At 38.2% G+C, this 23,906-nt stretch carries 21 protein-coding genes and 1 other annotated feature; of the genes, 4 read left to right on the top strand and 17 right to left on the bottom strand.

The features are described 5' to 3' along the window. Positions 1–134: 134 nt before the first annotated feature. Together AC1Z3S_RS09550 and AC1Z3S_RS09545 are read right to left on the bottom strand one after the other, a co-directional pair. Entirely contained in the window at positions 135–1,814 is a 1,680-nt protein-coding gene (locus tag AC1Z3S_RS09550; RefSeq protein WP_461740184.1) for a peptide ABC transporter substrate-binding protein, read from the bottom strand. Positions 1,815–2,257: 443 nt separating this feature from the next. Continuing rightward, positions 2,258–3,922 carry a peptide ABC transporter substrate-binding protein gene (locus AC1Z3S_RS09545; protein WP_461740183.1) on the bottom strand — a complete coding sequence of 555 codons (1,665 nt, stop codon included), beginning with the start codon at positions 3,920–3,922 and terminating at the stop codon, positions 2,258–2,260. A 199-nt stretch (positions 3,923–4,121) separates the two neighbouring features. On the opposite strand from AC1Z3S_RS09545, the gene AC1Z3S_RS09540 reads away from it, so the two are divergent. Further along, the gene (locus AC1Z3S_RS09540; RefSeq protein WP_461740182.1) at positions 4,122–5,306 is read left to right on the top strand and encodes a winged helix DNA-binding domain-containing protein; all 1,185 of its coding nucleotides are present in this window, start codon (positions 4,122–4,124) and stop codon (positions 5,304–5,306) included. Between the two features lie 269 nt (positions 5,307–5,575). Here AC1Z3S_RS09540 and rplL read toward each other — a convergent pair whose 3' ends face one another. The 14 genes from rplL to rpmG form a co-directional block, all read right to left on the bottom strand. Continuing rightward, positions 5,576–5,947: a 50S ribosomal protein L7/L12 gene (gene rplL / locus AC1Z3S_RS09535; RefSeq protein WP_265458217.1), complete on the bottom strand. Its 372-nt coding sequence runs from the start codon at positions 5,945–5,947 to the stop codon at positions 5,576–5,578. A 65-nt stretch (positions 5,948–6,012) separates the two neighbouring features. Then, positions 6,013–6,513 (bottom strand): 50S ribosomal protein L10, encoded by a 501-nt coding sequence (gene rplJ, locus AC1Z3S_RS09530; RefSeq protein ID WP_461740181.1) that lies wholly within the window; start codon positions 6,511–6,513, stop codon positions 6,013–6,015. A gap of 42 nt (positions 6,514–6,555) precedes the next feature. Then, positions 6,556–6,680, bottom strand: a sequence feature (ribosomal protein L10 leader region). Between the two features lie 52 nt (positions 6,681–6,732). Next, complete coding sequence (gene rplA, locus AC1Z3S_RS09525; protein ID WP_265458213.1) at positions 6,733–7,422, bottom strand: 50S ribosomal protein L1; 690 nt, start codon at positions 7,420–7,422, stop codon at positions 6,733–6,735. A gap of 101 nt (positions 7,423–7,523) precedes the next feature. After that, complete coding sequence (gene rplK, locus AC1Z3S_RS09520) at positions 7,524–7,946, bottom strand: 50S ribosomal protein L11 (protein ID WP_265458211.1); 423 nt, start codon at positions 7,944–7,946, stop codon at positions 7,524–7,526. 229 nt (positions 7,947–8,175) lie between these two features. After that, positions 8,176–9,105, bottom strand: coding sequence for a hexose kinase (locus AC1Z3S_RS09515; protein WP_461740180.1), 930 nt, complete (start codon positions 9,103–9,105; stop codon positions 8,176–8,178). A gap of 10 nt (positions 9,106–9,115) precedes the next feature. Further along, positions 9,116–10,102, bottom strand: coding sequence for a tagatose-bisphosphate aldolase (gene lacD / locus AC1Z3S_RS09510; RefSeq protein WP_461740179.1), 987 nt, complete (start codon positions 10,100–10,102; stop codon positions 9,116–9,118). 36 nt (positions 10,103–10,138) lie between these two features. Next, positions 10,139–11,305 carry an SIS domain-containing protein gene (locus AC1Z3S_RS09505; protein ID WP_461740178.1) on the bottom strand — a complete coding sequence of 389 codons (1,167 nt, stop codon included), beginning with the start codon at positions 11,303–11,305 and terminating at the stop codon, positions 10,139–10,141. A gap of 188 nt (positions 11,306–11,493) precedes the next feature. Beyond that, on the bottom strand, positions 11,494–12,216 hold the full coding sequence (locus tag AC1Z3S_RS09500; protein WP_461740177.1) for a GntR family transcriptional regulator: 723 nt from the start codon (positions 12,214–12,216) through the stop codon (positions 11,494–11,496). A 799-nt stretch (positions 12,217–13,015) separates the two neighbouring features. Then, the gene (locus AC1Z3S_RS09495; protein ID WP_461740176.1) at positions 13,016–15,715 is read right to left on the bottom strand and encodes a glycosyltransferase family 2 protein; all 2,700 of its coding nucleotides are present in this window, start codon (positions 15,713–15,715) and stop codon (positions 13,016–13,018) included. Between the two features lie 274 nt (positions 15,716–15,989). Continuing rightward, positions 15,990–17,723 (bottom strand): GH25 family lysozyme, encoded by a 1,734-nt coding sequence (locus AC1Z3S_RS09490; protein ID WP_461740175.1) that lies wholly within the window; start codon positions 17,721–17,723, stop codon positions 15,990–15,992. An 83-nt stretch (positions 17,724–17,806) separates the two neighbouring features. Further along, complete coding sequence (locus AC1Z3S_RS09485) at positions 17,807–18,673, bottom strand: alpha/beta hydrolase (RefSeq protein WP_461740174.1); 867 nt, start codon at positions 18,671–18,673, stop codon at positions 17,807–17,809. A 192-nt stretch (positions 18,674–18,865) separates the two neighbouring features. After that, positions 18,866–19,408 carry a transcription termination/antitermination protein NusG gene (gene nusG / locus AC1Z3S_RS09480; RefSeq protein ID WP_461736264.1) on the bottom strand — a complete coding sequence of 181 codons (543 nt, stop codon included), beginning with the start codon at positions 19,406–19,408 and terminating at the stop codon, positions 18,866–18,868. Between the two features lie 134 nt (positions 19,409–19,542). Next, complete coding sequence (secE, locus tag AC1Z3S_RS09475) at positions 19,543–19,716, bottom strand: preprotein translocase subunit SecE (protein WP_461736263.1); 174 nt, start codon at positions 19,714–19,716, stop codon at positions 19,543–19,545. A gap of 17 nt (positions 19,717–19,733) precedes the next feature. Then, positions 19,734–19,886, bottom strand: a complete 153-nt coding sequence (gene rpmG, locus AC1Z3S_RS09470) for a 50S ribosomal protein L33 (protein WP_265458195.1) — start codon at positions 19,884–19,886, stop codon at positions 19,734–19,736. A gap of 170 nt (positions 19,887–20,056) precedes the next feature. Here rpmG and cbpA point away from each other — a divergent pair, with 170 nt between their 5' ends. Further along, a complete protein-coding gene (cbpA, locus tag AC1Z3S_RS09465; protein WP_265458193.1) occupies positions 20,057–20,710 on the top strand; it encodes a cyclic di-AMP binding protein CbpA in 654 nt (217 codons plus the stop codon). An 87-nt stretch (positions 20,711–20,797) separates the two neighbouring features. Here cbpA and AC1Z3S_RS09460 read toward each other — a convergent pair whose 3' ends face one another. Next, positions 20,798–21,310 (bottom strand): QueT transporter family protein, encoded by a 513-nt coding sequence (locus AC1Z3S_RS09460; protein WP_461736262.1) that lies wholly within the window; start codon positions 21,308–21,310, stop codon positions 20,798–20,800. 196 nt (positions 21,311–21,506) lie between these two features. Here AC1Z3S_RS09460 and AC1Z3S_RS09455 point away from each other — a divergent pair, with 196 nt between their 5' ends. Both AC1Z3S_RS09455 and AC1Z3S_RS09450 read left to right on the top strand, forming a co-directional pair. After that, a complete protein-coding gene (locus AC1Z3S_RS09455) occupies positions 21,507–22,019 on the top strand; it encodes a DUF1307 domain-containing protein (protein ID WP_461740173.1) in 513 nt (170 codons plus the stop codon). A gap of 176 nt (positions 22,020–22,195) precedes the next feature. Further along, positions 22,196–23,809, top strand: coding sequence for an FAD-dependent oxidoreductase (locus tag AC1Z3S_RS09450; RefSeq protein ID WP_461740172.1), 1,614 nt, complete (start codon positions 22,196–22,198; stop codon positions 23,807–23,809). Positions 23,810–23,906: the final 97 nt, after the last annotated feature.

Here is a 23,906-nt window from a genome sequence, read left to right as displayed (position 1 = left end):
GTTTCCCATTTTTGCATCGCTTTTCTTTCCATTCTTTCATCATAACAGCGTGGCGTATCTGCTATTTACTGATACGCCACGCTTATTTTTCACACGATGAATACTATTTAATTTTAAGACTTTAAAACTACAAATTATTCAGCAGCCATGTAAGCCCATTTGAAGTCTGTATCAACGCCAGATGCGTGTTGAACAACACCTTGCATTGTTGAGCGTTGCATTGTTGCTAATGAACGTTGGTAGAAAGGAATAACACCTAATTGGTCAGACATAATGTTTTCTGCGTCTAACATATTTTGCCAGCGAGCTTCTGGATCGTTTGCGTTTGTTGTTGCTGCCGCTTCAATTAAAGCATCATATTCTGTGTTGCTCCATTGTCCACGGTTATAAGAGTTACCAGTCACAAATAAATCTAAGAAGCTAGATGGATCGGCATAGTCAGCCCCCCATAGAGAAACTACCATGTCAAACTCACCATTTGTTGAACGGTCTAAACGAACTGAGAATGGCACGTTCGTAACTGTTACAGTCACGCCATCTAAAGCATCTTCAATTGCACCTTGTAAGTATTCCAATGAACGCTTAGCAGCATCACCGTCATCACTCAAGATATCAAAGTTTAAGCTATCAATGCCTAGCTCTTCTTTAGCAGTTTCCCAATACTGAGCAGCTTGTTCTGGATCATATTCAAAACCATCAACATCGGTATCTTCAGTAAAGTCATTACCGTCAGGCCCAACAGCTAATGCAGATGGTACGATACCAGGAGCAGAAACTGAACCGTTAGCTAAAATATTTGTTACAAAAGATTCACGATCGATAGCATACGAAATTGCTTTACGCAGGTTTTCGTTGTGCCATACAGAATCTTCTTCTCTTTGATTCATTTCAAGGTAAGCAGTTGTACCTTGAGCTACTGTTACAAATTGCGGATCAGAAGACATTTGTTGTGCTAATTCACCAGATAAAGTAACGTAATCTGCTTGACCATCTTGGAACAAGTTCAAAGCAGTCGCAACTTCAGTTACCACACTAACGTTAACTTTATCTAAAGTCACGCTGTCAGCATCCCAATAAGTATCATTCTTAGTGTATGACCACTCAGTATCAGTACCAGGACCATCGAAGTCAGTTAAAGTAAATGGACCATTGTAAACAGCGTTGTCACTTGTTAAGGCATAGTCAGCACCATATTGCTCAACAGTAGCTTGGTGTTGAGGGAAGAATGATGGGAATGCCAATAAGAAATCAAAGTAAGGCGTCGCCACATCTAAAGTAATTGTCAAGTCGTATTCGCCATCTGCAACAATTCCTAAAGTCGAAACATCAGCATTGCCTTCCATGATATCATTAGCGCCAGCAACTGGAGCATATAGATAAGCATATTGAGAAGCAGTCGCTGGATCAACAGTTCTTTGCCAGCCATAAACATAGTCAGCAGCGGTTACAGGGTCACCATTCGACCAAACTGCATCTTCATTCAAGTGAATTGTGTAAGTTAAACCATCATCGCTAACAGTCGCCATTTCAGCAGCACCAGCAGGTTCAACTACTTGTTCGTCATTGACGCGGTAGATACCTTCATACACTGCGTTTAAGGCTCTGAAACTTACCGCATTCGTTGCAACTGATAAGTCAGCCGTTGGAATTGCCGAACCTTCCACATAATTTAGCTCTTGTGTTGCAGCTAACTCGCTAGAACCAGAACTTGATGTACCGGAGTCATTTGTTGAAGTATCATTACTCCCACCTGAACATGCACTAAGCACTAGGGCACATGTTGCAGTTAAACCAAAAAGAACACTCTTCTTCATTTGATAACCTCGCATTATTTTGTATTTTCAGAAAAATTAGTACTGTCTGAAGTTAATTAAGATTTTAAATAATTTCGATTAAAATTGCAATAGAATAAACCAAAAAAAATCGATAAAATAATGCCAATTTTTCATAAATTCAATACATTTCCAAAATTTCGTGAATATTTCAAGGCTTTATCTAGAGGTTTTCATAAAAAAAATTTTTAAATAACATAAGAAAAATTCAGATTATTTTATTTCATAGCAATTTTATGAGCGTTTTCTAATTATACAATAACCGTTTCATCATTTTAATGGGATGATTTCCTTTAAAAATTTCCCTACATAAGAAATAAATTAAATCGCCGCTGAATTTATTAGATTAAAATAGCAAAAAAAGCTCTGTAGAAGAAAATTTTACAATCATTCTACAGAGCTCCTTCATTTAATCTTTGTCTAGCTTATTCAATATAAGCCCATTTGTAATCATAAGAAGCGCCAGCTCCGTGTACGACGACATTTTTTACCTCTGTGGAACGTAGGTGACCTTCAGCTTTTTGGAAGACTGGAATAACACCCATCTCACCGGAGATAATCGCTTCAGCATCCACTAGATTCTGCCAACGGGCTTCAGGATCATTGGCGTTGGTTGTTGCTGCTTCCGTTACTAAAGTATCATACTCAGAATTTGACCAACGACCACGGTTGTAGGTATTGTCTGTAACAAATAAATCAGTGAAGCTACTTGGATCAGAATAATCGGCACCCCAGCCGCCTAGAACCACTTCGAAATCACCGGTATTCGCCCGATCAATCCGTACAGAAAATGGTACAGTTGCAATGCTTACAGACATGCCATCAAAGGCATCCTGCCAAGCTCCTTGCAAGTATTGTGCTACAGCTTTCGTTGAATCTGTATCATCTGCTAATAATTCAAAACTTAAAGAATCAATTCCTAATTCTGACTTGGCTGCTTCCCAATAGCTTTGAGCTTGTTCTAAATCGTATTCTAAATCAGCTTTTGAATCTACCACAAAATCTTCACCAGTATCTGGATTATACGACATCTCGGAAGGAATCAAACTGGTGGAAGCAACTGAGCCATTGCCTAAAACTTGCTGAACCATCATTTCTCGATCGATGGCATAGGACAATGCCATCCGCAGATTTTGATTGTGCCAAGGAGAATCGGCTTCCCGCTGATTCATTTCGATATACGTCGTCCGGGAAGATTTATCAACTACATAAGCTTCTTCGCCAGCATTCTGCTGAGCTAATTCACCCGTTAAGGTCACATCGTTTAACTGTCCATCATTAAATAAATTTAAACCAGTTGAAGATTCTTTGATAACGGAGACGTTAATTGTATCCAACGCTACATTGTCAGCATCCCAGTAAGTATCATTCTTTTGGTAAGTCCACTCAGTATCCGTACCCGGACCATCAAAATCAGCTAACACGAAAGGCCCATTATAGACTGCTTTATCACTGGTTTGGGCGTATTCGGTGCCATATTCTTCGACTGTTGCTTCATGTTGCGGGAAGAATGATGGAAATGCTAATAGATAATCAAAGTACGGCGTTGCCACCTCCAAAGTAATTTCTAACTCGTAATCACTTAAAGCTTTAATTCCTAAAGTTGAAACATCTGCGCCATCTTCAGTGATAGCAGTCGCATTTGCCACTGAGGAATAGAGATAAGCATATTGAGATGCTGTTGCTGGATCAACGGTTCTTTGCCAACCATACACGTAATCATCCGCTGTTAAAGGATCACCATTTGACCAAGTCGCATCTTCTCGTAACTGTAACGTGTAAACTAAGCCATCGTCACTCACTTCGGCCATTTCTGCTGCTCCCGCTGGTGAAGGTGCTTGATCGGCATCTAGACGATATAATCCTTCATAGACATTATTCAAAGCCGCAAAACTAATTGTATCTGTTGCCAAAGATAAATCGGCGCTCGGCATTTCTTGAACTACCGCAAGATTAAAAACCTGCTCTGCATTTCCCGAAGCAGAGCTGCTGCCTGAAGTGCTACTTCCGTCTGTGGAGTTCGAATCGCCTCCACAGGCTGTTAAGACTAACCCACATAATAAAAATCCTGCAAACAAGCTTTTTTTCATACTTTATCCCCCTAATCTTGTAATTGTTCATATATTAATAGAAAATTCTGAAATTAGCAATAGTTTTTTTAGAATTTCTTCACATTTTATTCATCAATAACCTTTCATTTTCTCATCTGATTGTTATTTAACAGAAAAATTAACTAAATTTGGGAGAAACCCCTTTAGCTTGTATAATAACTTTGAAAGGAGCTTACCAATGAAACAGTTTACTTACGAAGAAATCCGAAATTTCCGTTTGCGCTCGCACCATTTGGATAAATTTTATCCCGCTGAAAAGCTAACAGAACTCATCGGTGCCTGCGGGTTTCAAAATTCTCCCCCAGATGCTTGGCAAGAGGCCCTCCATAATCGGACAACTGCGTTTTCTAAAACAAAGATGAAAGAAGCTCTAGAGGAAGAAAAAATCCTAGTCCAAGCTTGGAGTTTCCGCGGAACACCGGTTGTCTTTCCAACTATAGAAAGCCGCATCTTTTTACCAACCTTAACTCCTTTAGTTGATGAGCCTTGGATTTATACAAAAGGTATCCAGCTAGCTTTGGATTTTTTAAAAATGGACTTTGACCAAGTCTGGCAACTATTACAAAAAGTTATACACCAATTAGATACAACGATTATCGAAAGTAAAACAAGGTTAGACCAAACAATTGCTGAATGGGTAGCAGACTATCTTCCTAAAGAGAAAAAAAGCTTATGGAATGCTCCTTCTATGTACGGCAATCCCCAAAAGCAAACGGTTGGTGGAGCCGCAGTTTCTTTTTTACTTCGGCCCTGTGCTTTTCAAGGACAAGTCGTATTTGCCAAACGGGACGGACGAACTCCTAGCTTTACTTCTTACAAAAATTGGTTAGGAGAGGAACTTGCGTTGAAAGCTCCACCAGTGCGTCAACTGCTCAAAAAATTCCTTCATTGCTATGGTCCCACCGATGAGTTAGCCTTTGCCAATTGGTTAGGCTGTTCACCACAGCAAGCCAAACGAATGTGGCAAACAATTGTAACAGAAATTGTGCCTGTTACAGTTGCTGATAAAAAGCAATTTATCTTGGAAAAAGATTTATCTACCCTAGCAACTCCTGTCAGTAATCACCGGACTTTTCATCTTTTAAAAGGACACGATCCTTATCTTGGTCTCCAAGATCGCCATGTTATTTTAGCCGATAGCTCACATCAGCGAGTAATTTGGCAAACTGTTGCAAATCCTGGAGCAATTTTGTTTGAAGGGGCGATTATCGGCTATTGGAAAACCCGCAGCAAAGGAAGCAAGCTAGAAGCTGAGCTGACTATTTGGCAGGAAGGCTTGGTTTCAAAACAGATGATCGAAGCAGAATTAGAAAGATATGCAAAATTCAAACAGCAGACATTGAGCAAAATATCATTTAATTAGAAGTAACAGCACCGTGTTAGTAAGAATCAAAATCACCTGTTAAATAAGTAGAAAAACAAAGAGCAAATACTCACTACATATAATAGTAGAAACTAGATTTTTTTATTGCTTAAAACCAGATTTTTAGGTTTAAAACAAGGTTATTTGATTAAATATTTTGATAATATCTTCGGCAATTTTACTGAGAAAATTTTGCTTTTGTGGTAACAAAAAAAAGACTAGAAGCCCTGACTTAACAAGGTTTCTAGTCTTTAAATAATTTTGAAAAATTATTTTACAGTTACAGTTGCGCCAACTTCTTCTAAAGAAGCTTTTAATGCTTCTGCTTCTTCTTTGTTGATGCCTTCTTTAACTGCTGCAGGAGCGCCGTCAACTACTTCTTTCGCTTCTTTCAAGCCAAGACCAGTTGCTTCACGAACTGCTTTGATAACTTTAACTTTTTGATCGCCAACTGCTGTCAATTCAACAGTGAATTCAGTTTGTTCTTCAGCTGCAGCGGCACCGCCTGCTGCACCAGCAACTGCTACAGGAGCTGCTGCAGATACGCCAAATTCTTCTTCAATAGCTTTTACTAAATCGTTTAATTCAATGATAGTTGCTTCTTTTAATTCAGCAACGATGTTTTCAATGTTCAATGCCATTTTTAATTTCCTCCATATATTGGTTTTGTATTTTAATAGTAACTAAGCGACTAAATCAACTAAAATTAAGCTGCGTCGTCTTCTTTTTCGGCCACTGCTTTGACAGCGTAAGCCACATTGCGAACTGGTGCTTGTAGCACAGATAGCAACATAGAAAGGAGACCTTCGCGGTTTGGTAATGCAGCCAAGGCAGTGATTTCTTCGATGGAAGAAACTTTTCCTTCAACTACGCCACCTTTTACTTCCAATGCTTTTGCATCTTTAGCAAAATCAACCATGATTTTTGCAGGTGCAACCACATCTTCGTTACTGAAGGCAACAGCAGTTGGTCCAGTGAACACGTCACCTAAACCAGCTAAACCAGCTTTTTCAGCAGCACGAGATAAGATTGAATTTTTGATAACTTTCATTTCAACGTCGTTGTCACGTAATTGTTTACGCAAGTTTGTTACTTCTTCAACTGTTAATCCACGATAGTCAACAAAAACGACAGAGGCAGCTGCTTCAAATTTCGCAGTTACTTCTTCAACTTCTTGGGCTTTTTTTGCAATAATTGCTTCACTCATTGTATTTCACCTCCTGAATTTTGATGGAAAGAGTTTTTCTTTGAAACCAAAAAAATAACCCTATGCCACCGTAGACATAGAGGGACTATTGAATTTCTCAACATTGTCCTCGGTAGGAAATTAAGACTTGCGTCACCTACTGTCTTCGGTACGATTAATATTAATTAACCTTGCTTACCTTACCATAGATAAGGCAAGCAAGTCAATCTTTAATTTACATTAAAATGAAAATTGATCAACGTGAACACCAGGACCAAAAGTAGTCGTTACTGTGATGTTTTTGATGTATTGACCTTTTGCTGCGGCTGGTTTAGCACGCATTAAAACGTCATTGATTGTGTTGAAGTTTTCGATTAATTTGTCAGTATCAAATGATACTTTACCGATTGGTACATGAATGTTTCCAACACGGTCAACGCGGTAAGTTACTTTACCAGCTTTAACTTCGTTAACAGCTTTTGTAACGTCCATTGTTACAGTACCAGTTTTAGGGTTTGGCATTAAGCCTTTTGGTCCTAAGACCCGACCTAATTTACCAACTTCTGCCATCATGTCAGGAGTTGCTACAACTACGTCAAAGTCGAACCAGCCGCCTTGGATTTTTTGAACCATGTCAGCTTCGCCGACATAATCTGCACCAGCTGCTTCTGCTTCTTTAGCTTTATCGCCTTTAGCGAAAACTAAAACTTTTTGTGTTTTACCAGTTCCGTTAGGTAAAACGACAGCGCCACGAATTTGTTGGTCTGCTTGTTTAGGGTCAACGTTTAAGCGGTAAGCCACTTCAACAGTTGCATCGAATTTTGCGATGTTGGTTTCTTTTGCTAAAGCAACTGCTTCTGCAACAGGATATGCTTTATTTTTGTCAACTAATTTTAATGCTTCTTGCATTTTTTTGCTTTTTTTAGCCATTTTGTTTCCTCCTTAGTGGTTATAACGGGTTGAACCTCCCACGTGTTCTATATTTTTCAATACAGAGCCAACTGAGAAGCCGTTGCTTCAGGGTGTAAAAATTATTCTACAGTAATCCCCATGCTTCTTGCAGTTCCTTCAACCATGCGCATTGCTGACTCAACGTTAGCGGCGTTTAGGTCTTCCATTTTTAATTCAGCGATTTCTTGAACTTGAGCTTTTGAAACAGACGCAACTTTCGTTTTGTTTGGTTCGCCAGAGCCTTTGTCAACCTTCGCTGCTTTTTTCAATAGAACAGCTGCTGGTGGTGTCTTAGTTACGAAAGTAAATGAACGATCTTCATAAACTGAGATAACCACTGGAATGATTAAACCTGCTTGGTCAGCTGTGCGGGCATTAAATTCTTTTGTGAAGCCCATGATGTTGATACCGGCTTGACCTAGTGCAGGACCTACTGGGGGAGCTGGTGTTGCTTTACCTGCAGGAATTTGCAATTTAACGATTTTTTCTACTTTTTTTGCCACGAGACATACCTCCTTGAGTCCGTGATGTGGTTAATTGGAGATCCAAATTTCTCCTCCCACTGCTCAGTTACCCCTGAGCATAAAACTGCGTGTCGGAAAACACACACTAAAACAGTATAACAGTTTTGCTGACAGTTGCAAGTCTTTTTCTTTATTTTCCGCTGATTTAACGAATAAAATGGCGTCAAAGGAAAGCTGACTAAACAAGCTTTCCTTCGACGCACTTTTTTTATATTTTAGTGACAGTAATTTTTTCAAACAGTTCTGAAAAATTAGCTGGATTTATCCAACCGGTTTGATGCTCTTGAGCATTTAACATGCCACAAACCATGCCAGTTTTTAATAGCTCTTCATCTGACAAACCTTTTTCAACACTATAGGCTAAACCAGCTAGAGTCGCATCACCAGAACCAACTGGATTGACGACAGCAATTTTAGGAATTTCTACTCGATAAAACAGTCCATTGTGTTTCGCAAGCGCCCCTTGACTGCCCATCGAAATAACTAGCCACTCAATGCCCGTAAAAATGTCTTCCTGTAAAACATCCTTCAATTGCTCAAGATTATCTAGTGATAATTCGACACCAACTAACTCTTGAATCTCAGATAAGTTAGGCTTGATTAGAAACGGTTTGCGCTGACCGGCTAAGCTTGCAGCTAAAGTTTTACCCGAACTGTCCAATAATACAGGAACTTTAACTAGATTGATTAATTTTTGATAAAAATCTTGGGGCACACCCGGTGGTAGACTACCAGAAATCGTCAAGGCCGCAACATCTTTTGTTAAGCCGACAAATTTTTCTAGAAAGCCAGCCAGTTCTAATTCAGAAATTTCTGGACCAGTTTCTAATAATTCCGTTTGTTTGCCCTCGTCATGCAAGATAGCAATCGAGTGACGGCTTTCACCAGCAATCTCATAAAAATCATGGGCAATATCAGTTGCTGTCAGCTGTTCGGTAATAAAACGGCCGATATTGCCACCGATTAAGCCAGTCGCAACAACCGTAGCGCCTAATTGTTTTAAAACCCGCGTAACATTTAGGCCTTTGCCTCCAGCTGTTTTTGAGACATTCGTTACTCGATTCACGTCATCAATAATTAAATGGGGCACCGGATAGGCCATATCCAATGAGGGGTTCATAGTCACTGTAATAATCATGGTTTACTCCTTAAGCTTTTTCAACTTTGCTGAACCAAGGAGTCGCTGTTTTGTCCACTATTGCATTTAATTCTTCAATATTAGCACGACCTTCCGTTTGCAACCATTTGCGAGCGGCCGCTTCCCCTTCTTTAATGAAAGGTTCCACGCCATTTTTCCAAGTTGCCCGGCCGCAAAGTACACCGTTAAAGGTCGAACCAGCTTCTTTAGCAAATAAGAGCGTTTCTTGGAATAATTTTGCCGATACCCCTGCACTCAAGAAAATAAATGGTAAATCAGTTGCTTGACTTTGTTCTTTGAAGTAAGCTGCTGCCTCAGCTTTCGTATAAACTACGTCATCGCCATAGCCTTCAACAAAATTCATGTTGACCGGCACTTCAACTTTTAAAACGTCAACTTTATATTGAGGTTTGGTAAATTCCTTCATCATCTCAATTACTTTGTGGGGTTTAACTTTAGCATATTCTTTTGAAGTTGCATCGGCAATATTAGCATCGTAAGCGACCACTTCTAGATAAAATGGAATATCTTGACCAGCGCATTCGCTACCTAGGCGTTCCACGAAAACATGTTTTTCATGGTTGATTTTTGCATCTTCATCCACATCATAATATAGAAGGAATTTCATCGCATCGGCCTTTTTTTCCTGCAAACGTAACACAGACCATTCCTTCAAAATGTCTGGCAAACGTCCAGGCGTCGTTGCATCGTAACCAGTCTTTTCATAAGCTAACAATAAGCCGGCATCTTTATCCCGGGCATCCGCTGCAGGCAACCCATATTCTGGGTCTAATAAAATTGAAGACGCATATTGGGTCAATTCCTCTGACACCAATTTTTTAAAATCAGTAATATGTTGGCTAGTTGGTTCTTCCCCCAACGCCGTAATCATTTTTTTCAAGGCCCCCCGCTGATCAATTGCCAAGGCTTCAATAAAACCATCCTTTGTTGATAATTGTTCCATGTATTGCCATTTTCCAGCTGACATTTTTAACATAATTTATATCCCCTTTAAAAAATTTTTTTATAAAAGTTATTGATATGGATGGATTGTTACACCTTTGACTACACGGTTAACTGTTCCGCTTGGTGATGGTGTGTCTGGTGTATTGCCGACTTTGACGGAGGCCAACAAGGAAACTGTCTGAGCAACCATTTGAAATGGCAGTGCAAGATACCCTTCAGGCAGTAAGTCAGTCTGACTTTCAAAGATAAAGGAATCATCCGTGAAGTTTCCTTGAGCATTTTGAGAAATGGCGACCGTTGCCCGCGCAATTTCATCGCCGACCACTTCATGTAAAATATCTTGATCGTATTGCCGAGTATATTCATCATTACTTTGATAAACAAAAACCAATGTCTCTTCATTAACAAAAGATTTCGGTCCATGACGGAAGCCCATGGAAGAGTCAAAGACTGTCGCAATTTTGCCGGCTGTCAATTCCAAAATTTTCAATTGAGATTCCCGAGTCAGACCAGCTAGCGAGCCAGAACCCAAATAGACAATCCGATCAAAATCTTTATCAATTAATCCTTGGATTTGCGCTTCTCTGGCAATAACTTCTTTACCTAACGTAATCATGTCGGCAACAAATTTTTCTTTAGCCGCCAAAGGAGTTTGATCGAAGACCAATAATGCTGTCAGTGCCATACAGCTGAAGCTACCGGTCATCGCAAAGCCATCATCGTTGGAGCGTTCCGGTTGCAATAATAACAAATTCCGTTCATCGCCAGCTGCATTTTTTGCTAAAGAACCATCCTTGGCACACGTAATCGTAACATGGAAAAGATTTTTTACAACTTGATTGGCAATTTCGACAGTTGCCACACTTTCAGGTGAATTTCCACTGCGGGCAAAGGATACCAACACTGTCACATCATCAGCTGCCAGATAATCAGCCGGTGTTGCCACAATACTAGTGGTTGCAATGCTTTCAAAAACAAATTGCGAGCTACCCTTATCAGCTAAATAAGGAACAATTGTATCGCCAACATATTGCGATGTACCAGCTCCCGTGAAGATGACCCGAATTTTTTGATCTGTCTCCGCCAAAACTTTGTCTAAAAAGTTTTTAATTTTTGCCTCTTGTTCTTTGAATAAATCCAAGGCTTCCATCCATAATTCCGGTTGTTGACGAATTTCCCTCGTCGTAATTTCGGCGCCTAATTTTTCTAATTCTGCTGCTGATTGTTGAAACATTTGCTCTCCTCCTATATCATCTTTACAACTTAAGTTCTATGAAGCTCCTATGTCAGACCTTTTTCTAAAGGTCTAACTAGCAGTTAAAATAACAATATTAAAAATTCGACTGGTGCTGATAGTTTTGAACCAAAGCTTGTGGCTCAATTTTCCTAGTAAACCACTTTAACTAGACCACTTACCTAACACTACCGAGTATGAACTATTTTATAGCGGAATTGATCCGCTCTAGCGACACTCAAAGTAAATTCAATTACTTCATTTTTCTCATTATAAGTGCGCCGAATTAAATTTAGTACTGGCGCAGACTCTTGAATAGCCAGCTGCTCAGCATCAGAAAAAATTGCTACACTCGCATAAAATTCCTCTTCTGCCAGCTTGATTACTTGATGATACTCTTCGGAAAAAATTTCATACAAAGGTTTTTGTTGCAACAATTCCTCTGTTAATTCTCCAAAGTATTTTTGCGGTAAATAACTCCGCTCTACCATCATCGGTTGCCCATCTGCCAAACGCAACCGCTTGATTTTAATCAACGACTCCCCTTCAGTCAAATCCAAATTATCGGCAAAATATTTTTTCGCCTCGACAATTTCAAAACTTAAAATTGTCGTCTCTGGCATCTTGCCTAAACTTTTCATCTGATCAGTAAAACTATAGGCCCCCGCCAAATTCATGGTCTGCTTGCTTAAATCCGCAACAAAGGTTCCTTTACCATGTCGACGATAAATGTAACCGAGTTTTTCTAACTCCTGCAAAGCTTGCCGCACCGTCGTCCGACTTAAATCATATTGCTCAGACATCTCTCTTTCAGAAGGCAAAAGCGTATCCGCCTCAAGACCGTCTTCAATTTTTTTTATAATCACAGAAACTAACTGATCATATAATGGTTGCTTTTTTGAATTATCCACGATAACGACGCTCCTTCTCACGAAATTATTTCCCAATCCAACTGGTAGTGACCACTTCTAAAGTATAAGAGGTAATTTGATTTTTGTCAAACTAATGTATAAGTCTTTTTAAAATATCTTCTCTGGAAATAGGGTAAACAAGAATGAAGAGCAAGCTGTTATGACTTTAGTCTTATTAACGGGTAAAGTTCCGAGTTACTTTATTATTTGCAACTGAGGTACATATATCCCCATAGCAAACTTTCAATATTTAATTATATTGACGAAATATTGTTCAAGAATTTTGGTTTTGCATTAACTAATGGCATAGCCGTACAAACTTTACAAAACAGTATGAAAAAAATATCGACCTATTCCACGTTGCTTGTCATAATAAATTTGACAAAAGAAGGAACAAATCGATACTCTAATTCATTTTTTCTTAAAGACATCGCAGAGCAATCTGCGCATTACTGTCTATGTCTGCATAAATCATTAAATTAAAACCGTATATAAATCAAAGAACGTTTTCGCGAATAGAATATTCCCTTTCAGACTAATTATTAATTAATAAAAGTCCAAAAAACACATCAAACAATTTGACACAACCAAAAAATTCATGAAATTTGTAAAGAATTATGAATTTAAAATCAAAGTCTAGCCAACTCACCAATTTCGAAATTCCCCAGAGAACTATAGCTAGATCATTTGAGTTGCCTCGACTTTTTTAGAGCCTAATAGCTCTTTTTAAACTTAGCAAAACCTGCTTACTTCCAGACATGTTTTATTCTTAGAAAAAGAGAAAACTACATTGTTAACTCTAACTCGAAAAGGTCTTGACTTTAAAAGGGACCCCTTTTAAAGTCAAGTTTGGATTATAAGCAGGATCTTTTAACAAAAAATCGCCATATCTAGCCTTAATCTTAACTTCATTCAAATTTAAAAAAGTTATTGAATCTTGTGCAGGTTTCGACTGATATATTTTATTGGAAAAGCTATTTACTACTGCATTATGTGCTAAAATGTTCCATTTTCCGGCTTGATATAGTCGTATACTTAAATCAACATCATGATACTCTTCTAATTCTTCATCAAAACCATTGTGAGCAATAAAATCCCCTCGATTTATCATTAAGCAAGCCGAGGAAATAGCCGTATAATTATAATCTGTCTGAAATAACCTAGAGTTCATGGATGTAGTCTCAGAGGTATCCAACACATTAAATTCAGCAACCCCATTTAGGCCCAAAATAATTCCACCAAGTTGAATTTCGTCGTTATGAGATGTAATCCTCGCTCCTACACACCCAATTCTTTCAAATTGAGCAAAACTTAGCATCTGTTCAAGCCAATCTGGCGTTGAAATTTCTGTTTGACTGTCTAAAAATAATAAATATTCACCTGAAGAAATGGCAGCCGCTTTATTGCTAAATTTTGCAGGGCTAAGTGGTTCTTTAAGGTAAACGATCTTAAACCTTTCTCCCAATTTTTCTTTATACAAGTCATGTATAGTCTGTTTTTCTTTATTTTTTTCACCTAAACTGGCAATAATTATTTCATAATTTGAAAAACTCGTTTTCTCGATAATGGAGTTTATACATTTCTTCACATTTTCATCATCAGTTCCAGAAATAATAATACTAATTAAAGATTTTTTTCTAATTGCATAGCGCAGGTTATACAAATTAGAGACATTAGTCAGTCCCACTTCCCCCACAACATTACGCCGCTTTAAAGCTTCTTCAATTACTTTTATACTATTTCTAGCAGTTGAATCATCTTTTTGAATTTCATGATTTAAAGAAAAACTTATAGGCCTTTTGTGATATAAAATTTTAGGAAGGTGGAATATTGTTGCAGAATCTATTTGCTCAGTATAGCGCAGAGTAAAATCATATTCTTCCATACCATTAATATTGGACCGAAAGCCATCAATTTTTTTAGCAATCATTAGATTGTAGAAACACAAACGAGCAATATAATTTTGATTCATAATTAGATCAGGCGACCAATCTGGTTTAAATGTAGGGGAAAAACGTCTCTTCTGATCATCAATTTGATCTTCATCTGAATAAACTAAATGTACATCATCATTAGACTTATTATTTAGCAAGTCAACAAACTCAAATAAGGCATCTGAGGCAAGCATATCTTGGCTGCTCATTAACAAAAAATATTCTCCAGAAGCGAATTCTAAAGCAGTATTCACTTTTACTGAAAAGGATTGATTTTCCCTTCCGGTAACAATTTTTGCTGCAAAACTATCGTCAGCTAATAGTTCGTTTAGATAATTTTGAGTTTCAATAGTCAGAATTGTATTTACAACAAAGCAAACTTCCCACTTTGGATACCATTGATTTTTTATAGACTGAATTGCTCTTTTTAAAAGATTCAAGTCAATTTCATTTAGGATGACAAGTATTGAAATGCTAGGAATTAAACCGAATCCAATATGGCTTTCAAACCGAATTCTTTTTTGCATGTCCTCAATATTATCAATCCAGTTTTGATACTCAACATCTAAAATTTCTTCATTCAAACTATCTTTTGAATTATCTTGATCTTTCTTATTAAACAGACTTTTTACTTTTTGTTTATACTGTTTGCGAAATCCACTGGATTGATTCTCTTTTTCAGTTTCCAAGGTTCGCTGCAACTGTAATAGATCTTTTTCTTTTCCCAACAATTCCTGTTCAATTGTATATTTTTGTGAGTATAAATCATAATTACGGGAATTAAGTTTAGCATTTTCAAATTGAATTTTGATAAACTCCTCGTTTAATTGATCATACCACCCAGCAAACCATTGAGTCGTACTACTAGTATGAAAATCAGGATGTTTAGCCAATATATAATTGTAAACATCAAACCATTTTTGTCGCTGTTCCCGATTTTGAGCACGATTCCCCACTGAATGAGGCAGCACCCGGTAGTTCTGATAAAGTCCTTCTACTTTAACTGCATTCGCGCCTTTAGCAATCAAACCTAAAAAGAAATCAAAGTCTTGCATGAAAAGACGATTCAAATGCAAATCAAAACGATGGTCCCCTAAAATACTACAACGAATCAATGAACAGGTATCAATATAATTGACATTAATTAAACGAGTTAAATCAAAAACCGGCACTTCATTTAGAATATTCTGAGTATCGGCATCTTTTAAAGAAGTATAAGCAATATCAGCCTTCGTTTGCTCTAATAACTGAATTGACTTCTCAATATGATTTTCTTCTAGATAATTATCACTATCTACCATTAAAACAAAATCCCCAGTTGCCCAATCCAAACCAATATTTCTTGAGATACAGCTACCCTTATTATCTTGTGAAAGATATTTATTTGTTTTAAAAGGGGACCGTTTTAGTGTTTTACGAATAACACTATCAGAATCATCCAGCGAGCCATCATTAATAACAAATAATTCGATATTTTGATATGTTTGTCTAAAAATGCTTTTCAAACACTGCTCTATATATTTTTCATGATTGTAACAAGTAATTATCACAGATACTCTTTTCAATCAATTCCCCTCCGCTCCACTTTGTTAAGTTCATTTTTAACCACTCTAAAAATGATTTGTCTTTTTCAATTGTATAGAATCTATTTTTTTTTAGCAAGCTGATAAAATTTAGATGCATAGTATTCCTCGACAAAGTTGATCACACTTTTAAGAAAAATAATTTATTAAGAATGATTTCTAACCAATTTAAGTATAGTTGAAAAAAACTTCATACAGACTTACAAGCCTGTATGAAGCTTAGATTCACAATATCTAATACAGAATCTCTAAATCTTTAGCGGCGCACCATCAATGAGTCAATGCCATCACTGTTCCAATCGCCTACATAAGCTGTATCAGAGGTTAATCCATAATTAATAGTATTTTCTGAGACACCAGATGTCAATGAATTTCTAAAATAATAAGTTACACCACGGCGCACGACAATAGAATCTTCGCCATTACCAGTCCAGTCACCAAAATATACTTCATCATCATTATTTCCATATTTAATGATTCGATCAGCAACTCCAGTTGTTAAAGAGTCTTTAAAATAGTAATCATTCTTTCGTCGCACTACGATTGTATCTTTACCATCACCATCCCAATCGCCAAAATAAACTTCATCATCGTTATTCCCATAAACAATCACAAAATCTGCAACACCAGAGGCGATAAGATTTTTGAAATAATACGTATTTCCTCTTCTGACAACAATACCATCTTTACCATCACCATCCCAGTCACCAAAGTAAACTTCATCATCGTTATTTCCATACTTAATGACAAGATCCGCTGTACCAGAAGTTAAGCTGTTTCTCAAATGGTAAGTATTATTACGACGTACTGCAATTGTATCTTGACCGTTACCATTCCAGTCGCCAAAATATACTTCATCATCAATATTCCCGTATTTAAATGAGCCATCGGCCACACCCGTAGTTAAGGAATTTTTAAAATAATAGTTATTACCTAAAGCATTACTAAAGGTTGATGTATAATCTAAATTAATATCAAAGGGTTGAGAACTATTTATTGAATTAATGTAATATCTTGAAGACCACTGCCATGCAGCAAATTCACTATTCCATTTTTGAGTAGCATTCGGTGAGTATGGATATTGAGGAACCCAGATATTTTTAGCTCCAAAATTGCTGACATTGAAATTCCCACCGTTTTCATTTAACCAGTATTTCCCAATATAATAGTAAACCTTGTTATAACCGGAAGTATTAAGAGCATTTTTAAAAGCTGTTGTATTAGCTGTTAAACTGCTAATATTCATATTAGCTTGAGAATCTGATTTTTCAATATCTATAACCATGTTTACAGATTTCGGCAATCCCATACTGCCTACAGTTCTTGCAAAATGAGCAGCTTCTGCTCTAGCCTTATCAGCATTTGTATACCAAGCAAAATGATACACTGAAACTTTCAAACCCGCGGCTAATGCGTTATTAATTTGAGATTGAGCATAAGGATTAGTATAGGTTGTCCCTTCAGTCACCTTTACAACAACCCCTGTAATACCGTAAGATTGCATCTTTTTGTAGTCGCTTACTGACAAGTTACCATTATGACTTGATACATCGACAAAATGCGCACCAGGACGATTACTTTCACCAGCATGAACGATATCTATTGATGCACGAGCCAAACTAATTGTATCCTCATCAGAATAATATTGCGAAATTGAGCTACCCATTGCACTATTGTTTTCTTCAGTAATAACAACGTCTTCAGACTCTGCACTAACTGTTTCCTCTGTAGAACTACTCGTTTGAGTTTCGGTTATTTCTGTAGTTGACATAGTCTCATCTGGAGCAATACTAGATTCTGACTCATTAGTAGCCGCCATCAAAGAGTCAGATGTTGATTCTGATGATTTTGTTGAACTTTCATTTTCTTGACCATTAGATATTGTTACCGTTTCTTCTGAAGCTTGAGCACTTAAAGGGGCATAAAAACCCAAAACACTTGGTCCAATTAAAAAAAAGGAAGCCAAGGATACCATAACATTCTTTTTCAAAATTTTTCCTCCAATAAAACTAAAAATATATTACATTATTTATAGTAAAGGAAATAACTATATTAAGCAAAACTTTTTTTCTTTTATTCCCACAAAAACTTTTCAACCACTTGGTCGACAGCCGGCTCTTCATGCAGCTGACTATGTTGAATTCCCATAAAAATTTGATAGCTTACAGAATTGCCATTGGTTTGTAGCAGTTGAAAAGGAGCTAAGGCGCTGGTCAAAGGCACCGTTTCATCACTTAAATCGGTTTCTGACAGTTGTCCTGCTAAAAGTAAGACGGGCATATTGGTGGCAACATTGGTAATCCCGGTGGCATAATCTAAATAACGCTGACTTTTTTCTGTCGGACCATTGGTTAACAGATCGTCAATGGTTTGGCTGCCAGAGGTATCCAAAAAATCATTGAAGGGCGCACCGATACCGACAAATTTAGTGACTTTAGGCAAGGTTGTGTCATAGCCATAGGCAGTCAGATAGCGAAAAGCGCTGACGCCTCCCATTGAGTGTCCAACAATGTTGACGGCCTCTACGTTATAATTCGTCTGTAAATACTCCAAGACATCTTTGACCCATTCTGCTTGGTTCCACTCATTATTTTTATTATCAGCAAATAACACTTGAACGATTGGATTGTTCTCAGTATTTGTGTAGGTCCCTTCTGAAGTGATGCTGCCGTCAGTTGCGACTGTCAGTACCATTTCTTTTGTGGCATAGCCGTCCGCTTCAATTCGAGAAATCATACTTTTAAAGGAATTGATTGTGGCGCTATAGCCGTGAAAGAAAATAGTTGGCTCATTGGTTTTCATAATTGTCTCACTTGTCGAAACAGTTGTTTCTTCAGTGGACGTGCCGCTTGTGCTAGAAGTTGTGGTCTGCTGGCTGCTAGAACAAGCCGCCAGAGAAATAAGCAAAATACCTAATATAAACGCCATCATTTTTTTCATTTTCAAAGCCTCCTAGTCATTTGACTACAAAAAAAGAGACCATTGAAATAAGTGCCGCCAGATAAATTTGATGAATTTTTTAGAAGGCAGTCCGTTAGCTTTATGCCAAAGCTGCCAAACTAACGCCTACGCTTTCTACTATTCAATAATTTATCTGTTCACGGAACTTATCTGCCAGTCTCGTTTGCTTTTTTAAATTTTATCTACTTGATCGAAGTCTAATTCGGCGCTGGTTTCCCGACCGAACATATCGATATTAACCTTCAGCTTTTGCTTTTCTTCATCGATTTCAGTCACGACCCCTTCAAGACCAGAAAAGGCGCCTTCGATAATTTTGACAACTTCATCAAGGGAAACCTTCAAATCGCTTTGACGCGTGCTCATGCCGATTGAACGCAGGATGTGATTAATTTCTTCTTGCAGTAAAGGCGCTGGTTTGCTGCCGGCTCCATGCGATCCAACGAAACCGGTCACCCCTGGAGTATTGCGGACAACGTACCATGAATCATCTGTCATCGTCATTTCAACTAACACATAGCCAGGAAAAGTTTTATGCACGATTTCCTTTTCCTTGCCGTTTTTGACCTCTGTTTGGGTTTCTTCAGGAACGACTACTCTAAAAATATAATCTCCCATCCCCATACTTTGGGCCCGTGATTCGATATTCGCTTTTACTTTATTTTCATAACCGGAATAAGTGTGTAAAACGTACCAATTTTTTTCAAAAGTTTCCATGTTTTAAAATTCCTTTCATTTCCTTAAGTGACCTGCTCGAAAGCTGAAAAAGCTTTTTCCATAATAAAAAAACCTCAGTTTCCCGAGATTTTTCTCAACCCTAGTATAACATCGACTTTTCCCTTTGGCTAGCTTTAATTGCCAACAATCCAAGTAATACCATAGCGCAAAGCGGTATCCACGATAAAGAAGAATAGCGCAAAAGCCAAAGATGTTTGGATAACGATAATCGTATCCCGACGCAATTGTTTGCCACTTGGCCAAGTTACTTTTTTCATGACGTCTCTAACACTTTTTAGAAATTTCATTAGTCTGCTCCTTTTTTCTATTTTGTCTCTTTATGTAATGTATATTGATTACAGTGTTTACAAAATTTATTGATTTCTAGACGTTCGCCCTTTTTGCCTTCGCTGACACTCTTGTGGTAATTTCGTGAGCCGCAAACGGTACAAGCTAAAGCCGCTTTTTTATTTGCCATATCGATAAACCTCCTGACGATTTCACAAATGTACTAACATACATTATCACGAGATGATTTTTCTGTCAAACCGGCGCTGTTCTATGTAGTTTTCCACTAATCCTCTATGGTTTCTTTTGAAATTATGTTATTATACAGGGGAAGGAATAGATTGTTAGGAGGAGTATTTTATGTTATTGAAATCAATTGTTCGCAAGAAAAAAGATTTGACGACAGTCACTGAATCCAGCACTTTGGAGGAAGCATTAAACATTTTGGAAGAGTCTGGTTTCCGCTGTGTGCCGATTCTCGATGAAACCAATAAAATTTTTCGGGGTAATATCTATAAGATGCACATCTATCGCCATAAAGCTAACGGCGGTGACATGAGTTTACCGGTGACTCACCTATTGAAAAATGCTACTAAATTTATTGATATTGATACTTCGTTTTTTAAAGTATTCTTTACTATTAAAGAATTACCTTATATTGCTGTTTTAGATGATAACAATTATTTTTACGGGATTTTAACCCATGCGGCTTTATTAAATGTCTTGGCCCAGTCTTGGAATATCGAAACCGGCAGTTATGTTTTAACAATTGCTTCAACCGGTAAACAAGGCGATTTAGCTTACATGTCAAAAATTATTTCTAAATATGTCAGCATTGCGGCTTGTATCACTCTAGATGTCGGCAAGGATGCCTTTATCCGCCGTACGTTAATTACTTTACCGGAAAATACTTCTAGAGAAACCTGCGAAGAAATTATTGCGAATTTAGAGCATAAAAACTTTAAAGTGGTCGAAGTTGAAGACCTGCAACACAATGATGACAACAGTTTATAAAAACAATTCATAAAAAACCGGCAGCCTTAGTTTTCCCACTAAAAGCTGCCGGTTTTATTTATTTTATTCAGTTGTTACAGATGAAGCTTAAACGATTTTTTTGAAGTTCAAGGCTTCATTTAAGACATACATTACTGGCGCTGAAATCGCCATGATGATAAATTCACTCAACGCTAAAGTGCCATACATTGCCCAGAAGCTGCCTGCGCTGCCAGTCATTGTCAGCATATACGCAATGATTGCCATACTGGCCGTGAAAAATAGCGTGTTCAAAGCTAGACGAACAATTGGACTTTTGACTTTATTATACAAAAGAGCTGTTAAGCCTAATGAAATCAAAGTCTGAGCTCCCCCAAAGAGCGCATCCATCACGCCAAATCCGAAAAACAGATTGTAGACAATCACACCGCCTAAGACACCCCAAATAAATTTGCGATTAAAGACGACCAGATGATTTAAACTTTCCGAAATCCGAAATTGAATCGGTCCTGATGAAACGGGAGCCACCAAAATAGTTAGGGCGATATAAAGTGCCATGATTAGCCCGTTGACGATTAAGGCGACGAGGGATTTCCTCGTAGTACTGTTAGTTGCTTGCATGTTTTTTTCCTCCTCCTAGTTTTGGTAACGCGGGATGGTCGACGAACCGCGATAAAAATATGATAACAATGGTCAATTATACCAAAAAAAATAATTTTAGCAATTGCCGATTGCTTGATAACGAAAAATTCCTGCTTCTAAGGCGAAAAATTTGTGATACTATTAATGAAACAGAGATTTTTGGGGGACCATAGAGATGAAAACATTGAAAACCTATCTGCCATTGCTGATTGCCGGCATAATGCTCTTGATTTTAGCAGGCTGCAGCGAAACGGCCACAGAAGTGATTGAAGATAAAACACAACAAACAGCGGTCTATGAGGGTCTCCTTGATGGTGCCCAAACCCAAATTACCATTCAGCATCAAGATGAGACCATGCGGACCGTCGAAATTTTAGCCAGTTTTAAATTAACGGATTTAGGCTTAGAGGAGGATGGCACGCTATCAGAAGAACAGCAGACAGCATTGGAAGAAGCCTTAGCCAGTACCTTTGAAACTTATAGCGACACAGCAGGCGTCACCTTGACTAATCAATTTACCGATGAGGCCTTTGAGGTCAATATTGAACTTGACATGAGTCAAGTCGATAGCAGCAGCTTCGCCAATTTGACCGGCACAACTTTGCCAGATAGTCAGGTCGTTAGCGAATTAGCCTATGAGGATTTTGCTACTAGCTTAAAGGCTGCGGGCTTCACAGAAGTCGAGTAAATATTTTTTTTTATATTTTTTTTAATATTTTTCTTAAAATAACCTCCCAAAACCAGCGAATGATAACTGGTTTGGGAGGTTATTATTTGTTTGAAGTACAATTAGTTGCTTATTTTTTTCAGCAAGCGTAGCATGAATTTATGCTAATTCTTAGAAAAATAAAAGGAGGCTTTTCCATGAAAGTCCTAGTAATTGGCGCTGTCGCCGGTGGCCCTTCATTTGCTACCCGCCTACGTCGTTTAGATGAAAGTATTGAAATTATCATGCTGGAAAGAGGCGCTAATATTTCCTACGCCAGTTGTGCTCTACCTTATTATTTAGGTGGGGTAATTGATGACCGGGATTCTTTAATTGAACGCACCCCGGAAAGTTTAAAAATTAAAAATAATTTAGATGTGCGAATTTTTAATGAAGTCACCAAGATTGACCCGCAAGCGAAAACCGTCAGCGTCACCAATTTGAAAACCAACGAAAGCTATGTGGAAACCTATGATAAATTAGTTATTTCTGCAGGGGCCCGGCCAGTTTTTCCGCTGATTGATGGTTTGACTGAAGCGAACAATGCTTTCGTGCTACGAAGTGTTTCCGATGCCGATGAGATAAAAAATTTCATGGAGCAAGAAAATCCCCAAAAAGTGACCATCTTAGGAGCGGGGATTGCCGGCTTGGAATTAGCCGAAAACTTTAAGCATCGCGGCATGGCGGTGACTTTGGTTGAACAATTGCCACAAGTTGCCTACCCTTACGATCAGGAAATTGCTGATATTTTATATGAAAAATTAATTGCCGAAGACATTCGTGTTTTCCTCGGGGAAACTGCCACAGAAATTAGTGAAAACGGCCGAAAATTGCGCTTAGCAGACGGTCAAGAGATTGAACAAGAAATGCTGATTTTTGCCACCGGCGTCAAGCCAAATACCGAAGTTGCAGCGGCAGCTGGTATCGCTTTGGCCGCTGACCAGCATATTATTGTTGATGATCAGCTGCGAACGAATATTGCTGATATTTATGCTATTGGCGATGTCATTGAAACAACCAGTGTGATTATTGGTCTGCCGATCCCTAGTCTCTTGTCTAGTGCAGCTAATCGCCAAGGGCATTTATTGGCTGATATTTTTGTTGGCAATCCGCTCCGCTATCGCGGCTTTATCGGTGCCGGTGTGGGTAAGGTTTTTGATTTGACCGCTAGCTTTGTCGGTTACACAGAAGCTATGCTAAAAGCAGCCGGTATTACCAATTATAAAACAATTTTTATCACCCCTTTTGACCATGCGTACTTTTATCCAGGGGCCACTCGTTTAAATTTAAAATTAATTTTTGATGCCGACAGTGGTAAAATTCTCGGCGGCCAAGCGGTTGGTGAAAAGGGTGTTGATAAACGGATTGGTGAATTATCTGTGGCCATCACCGGAAATCTCAGCGTCTTTGATTTACCGGACTTAGAATTGCCTTATTCGCCACCTTATTCCACAACCCGTGATCCACTAAATACAGCTGGTTATGTTGCCATCAATCAATTGAGCAACGTGGCAGCCACAATCAAGCTGGCAGACATTCCTGAAGCCGATTTCCAAACCGCCTTTTTCTTAGATATTCGAGAGGCTGGTAAAGCTACGACGGGTTCTTTAGCAGCAACGGCCAATATTCCTTTAAGCGAATTACGGGAGCGACTGACAGAGGTGCCCACCGACCAAACGGTTTATTTAACCTTTAGAAAAGGCTTGAATAATTATAATGCTGCTCGCATTTTGGCCGGAGCCGGTATTCAAGCGCTGATTATTGAAGAATAAAAAAAGTTGGGCCCACAAGTAATTTTGTGAGCCCAACTTTTTCTTTATTTGCTGAATTTCTGCTATAATTCAAAGGAAACGAAAGATTAGTTAATTT

It is taken from the genome of Enterococcus sp. LJL90 (assembly GCF_056924355.1).
This window is presented reverse-complemented; position numbering and strand designations above follow the sequence as displayed.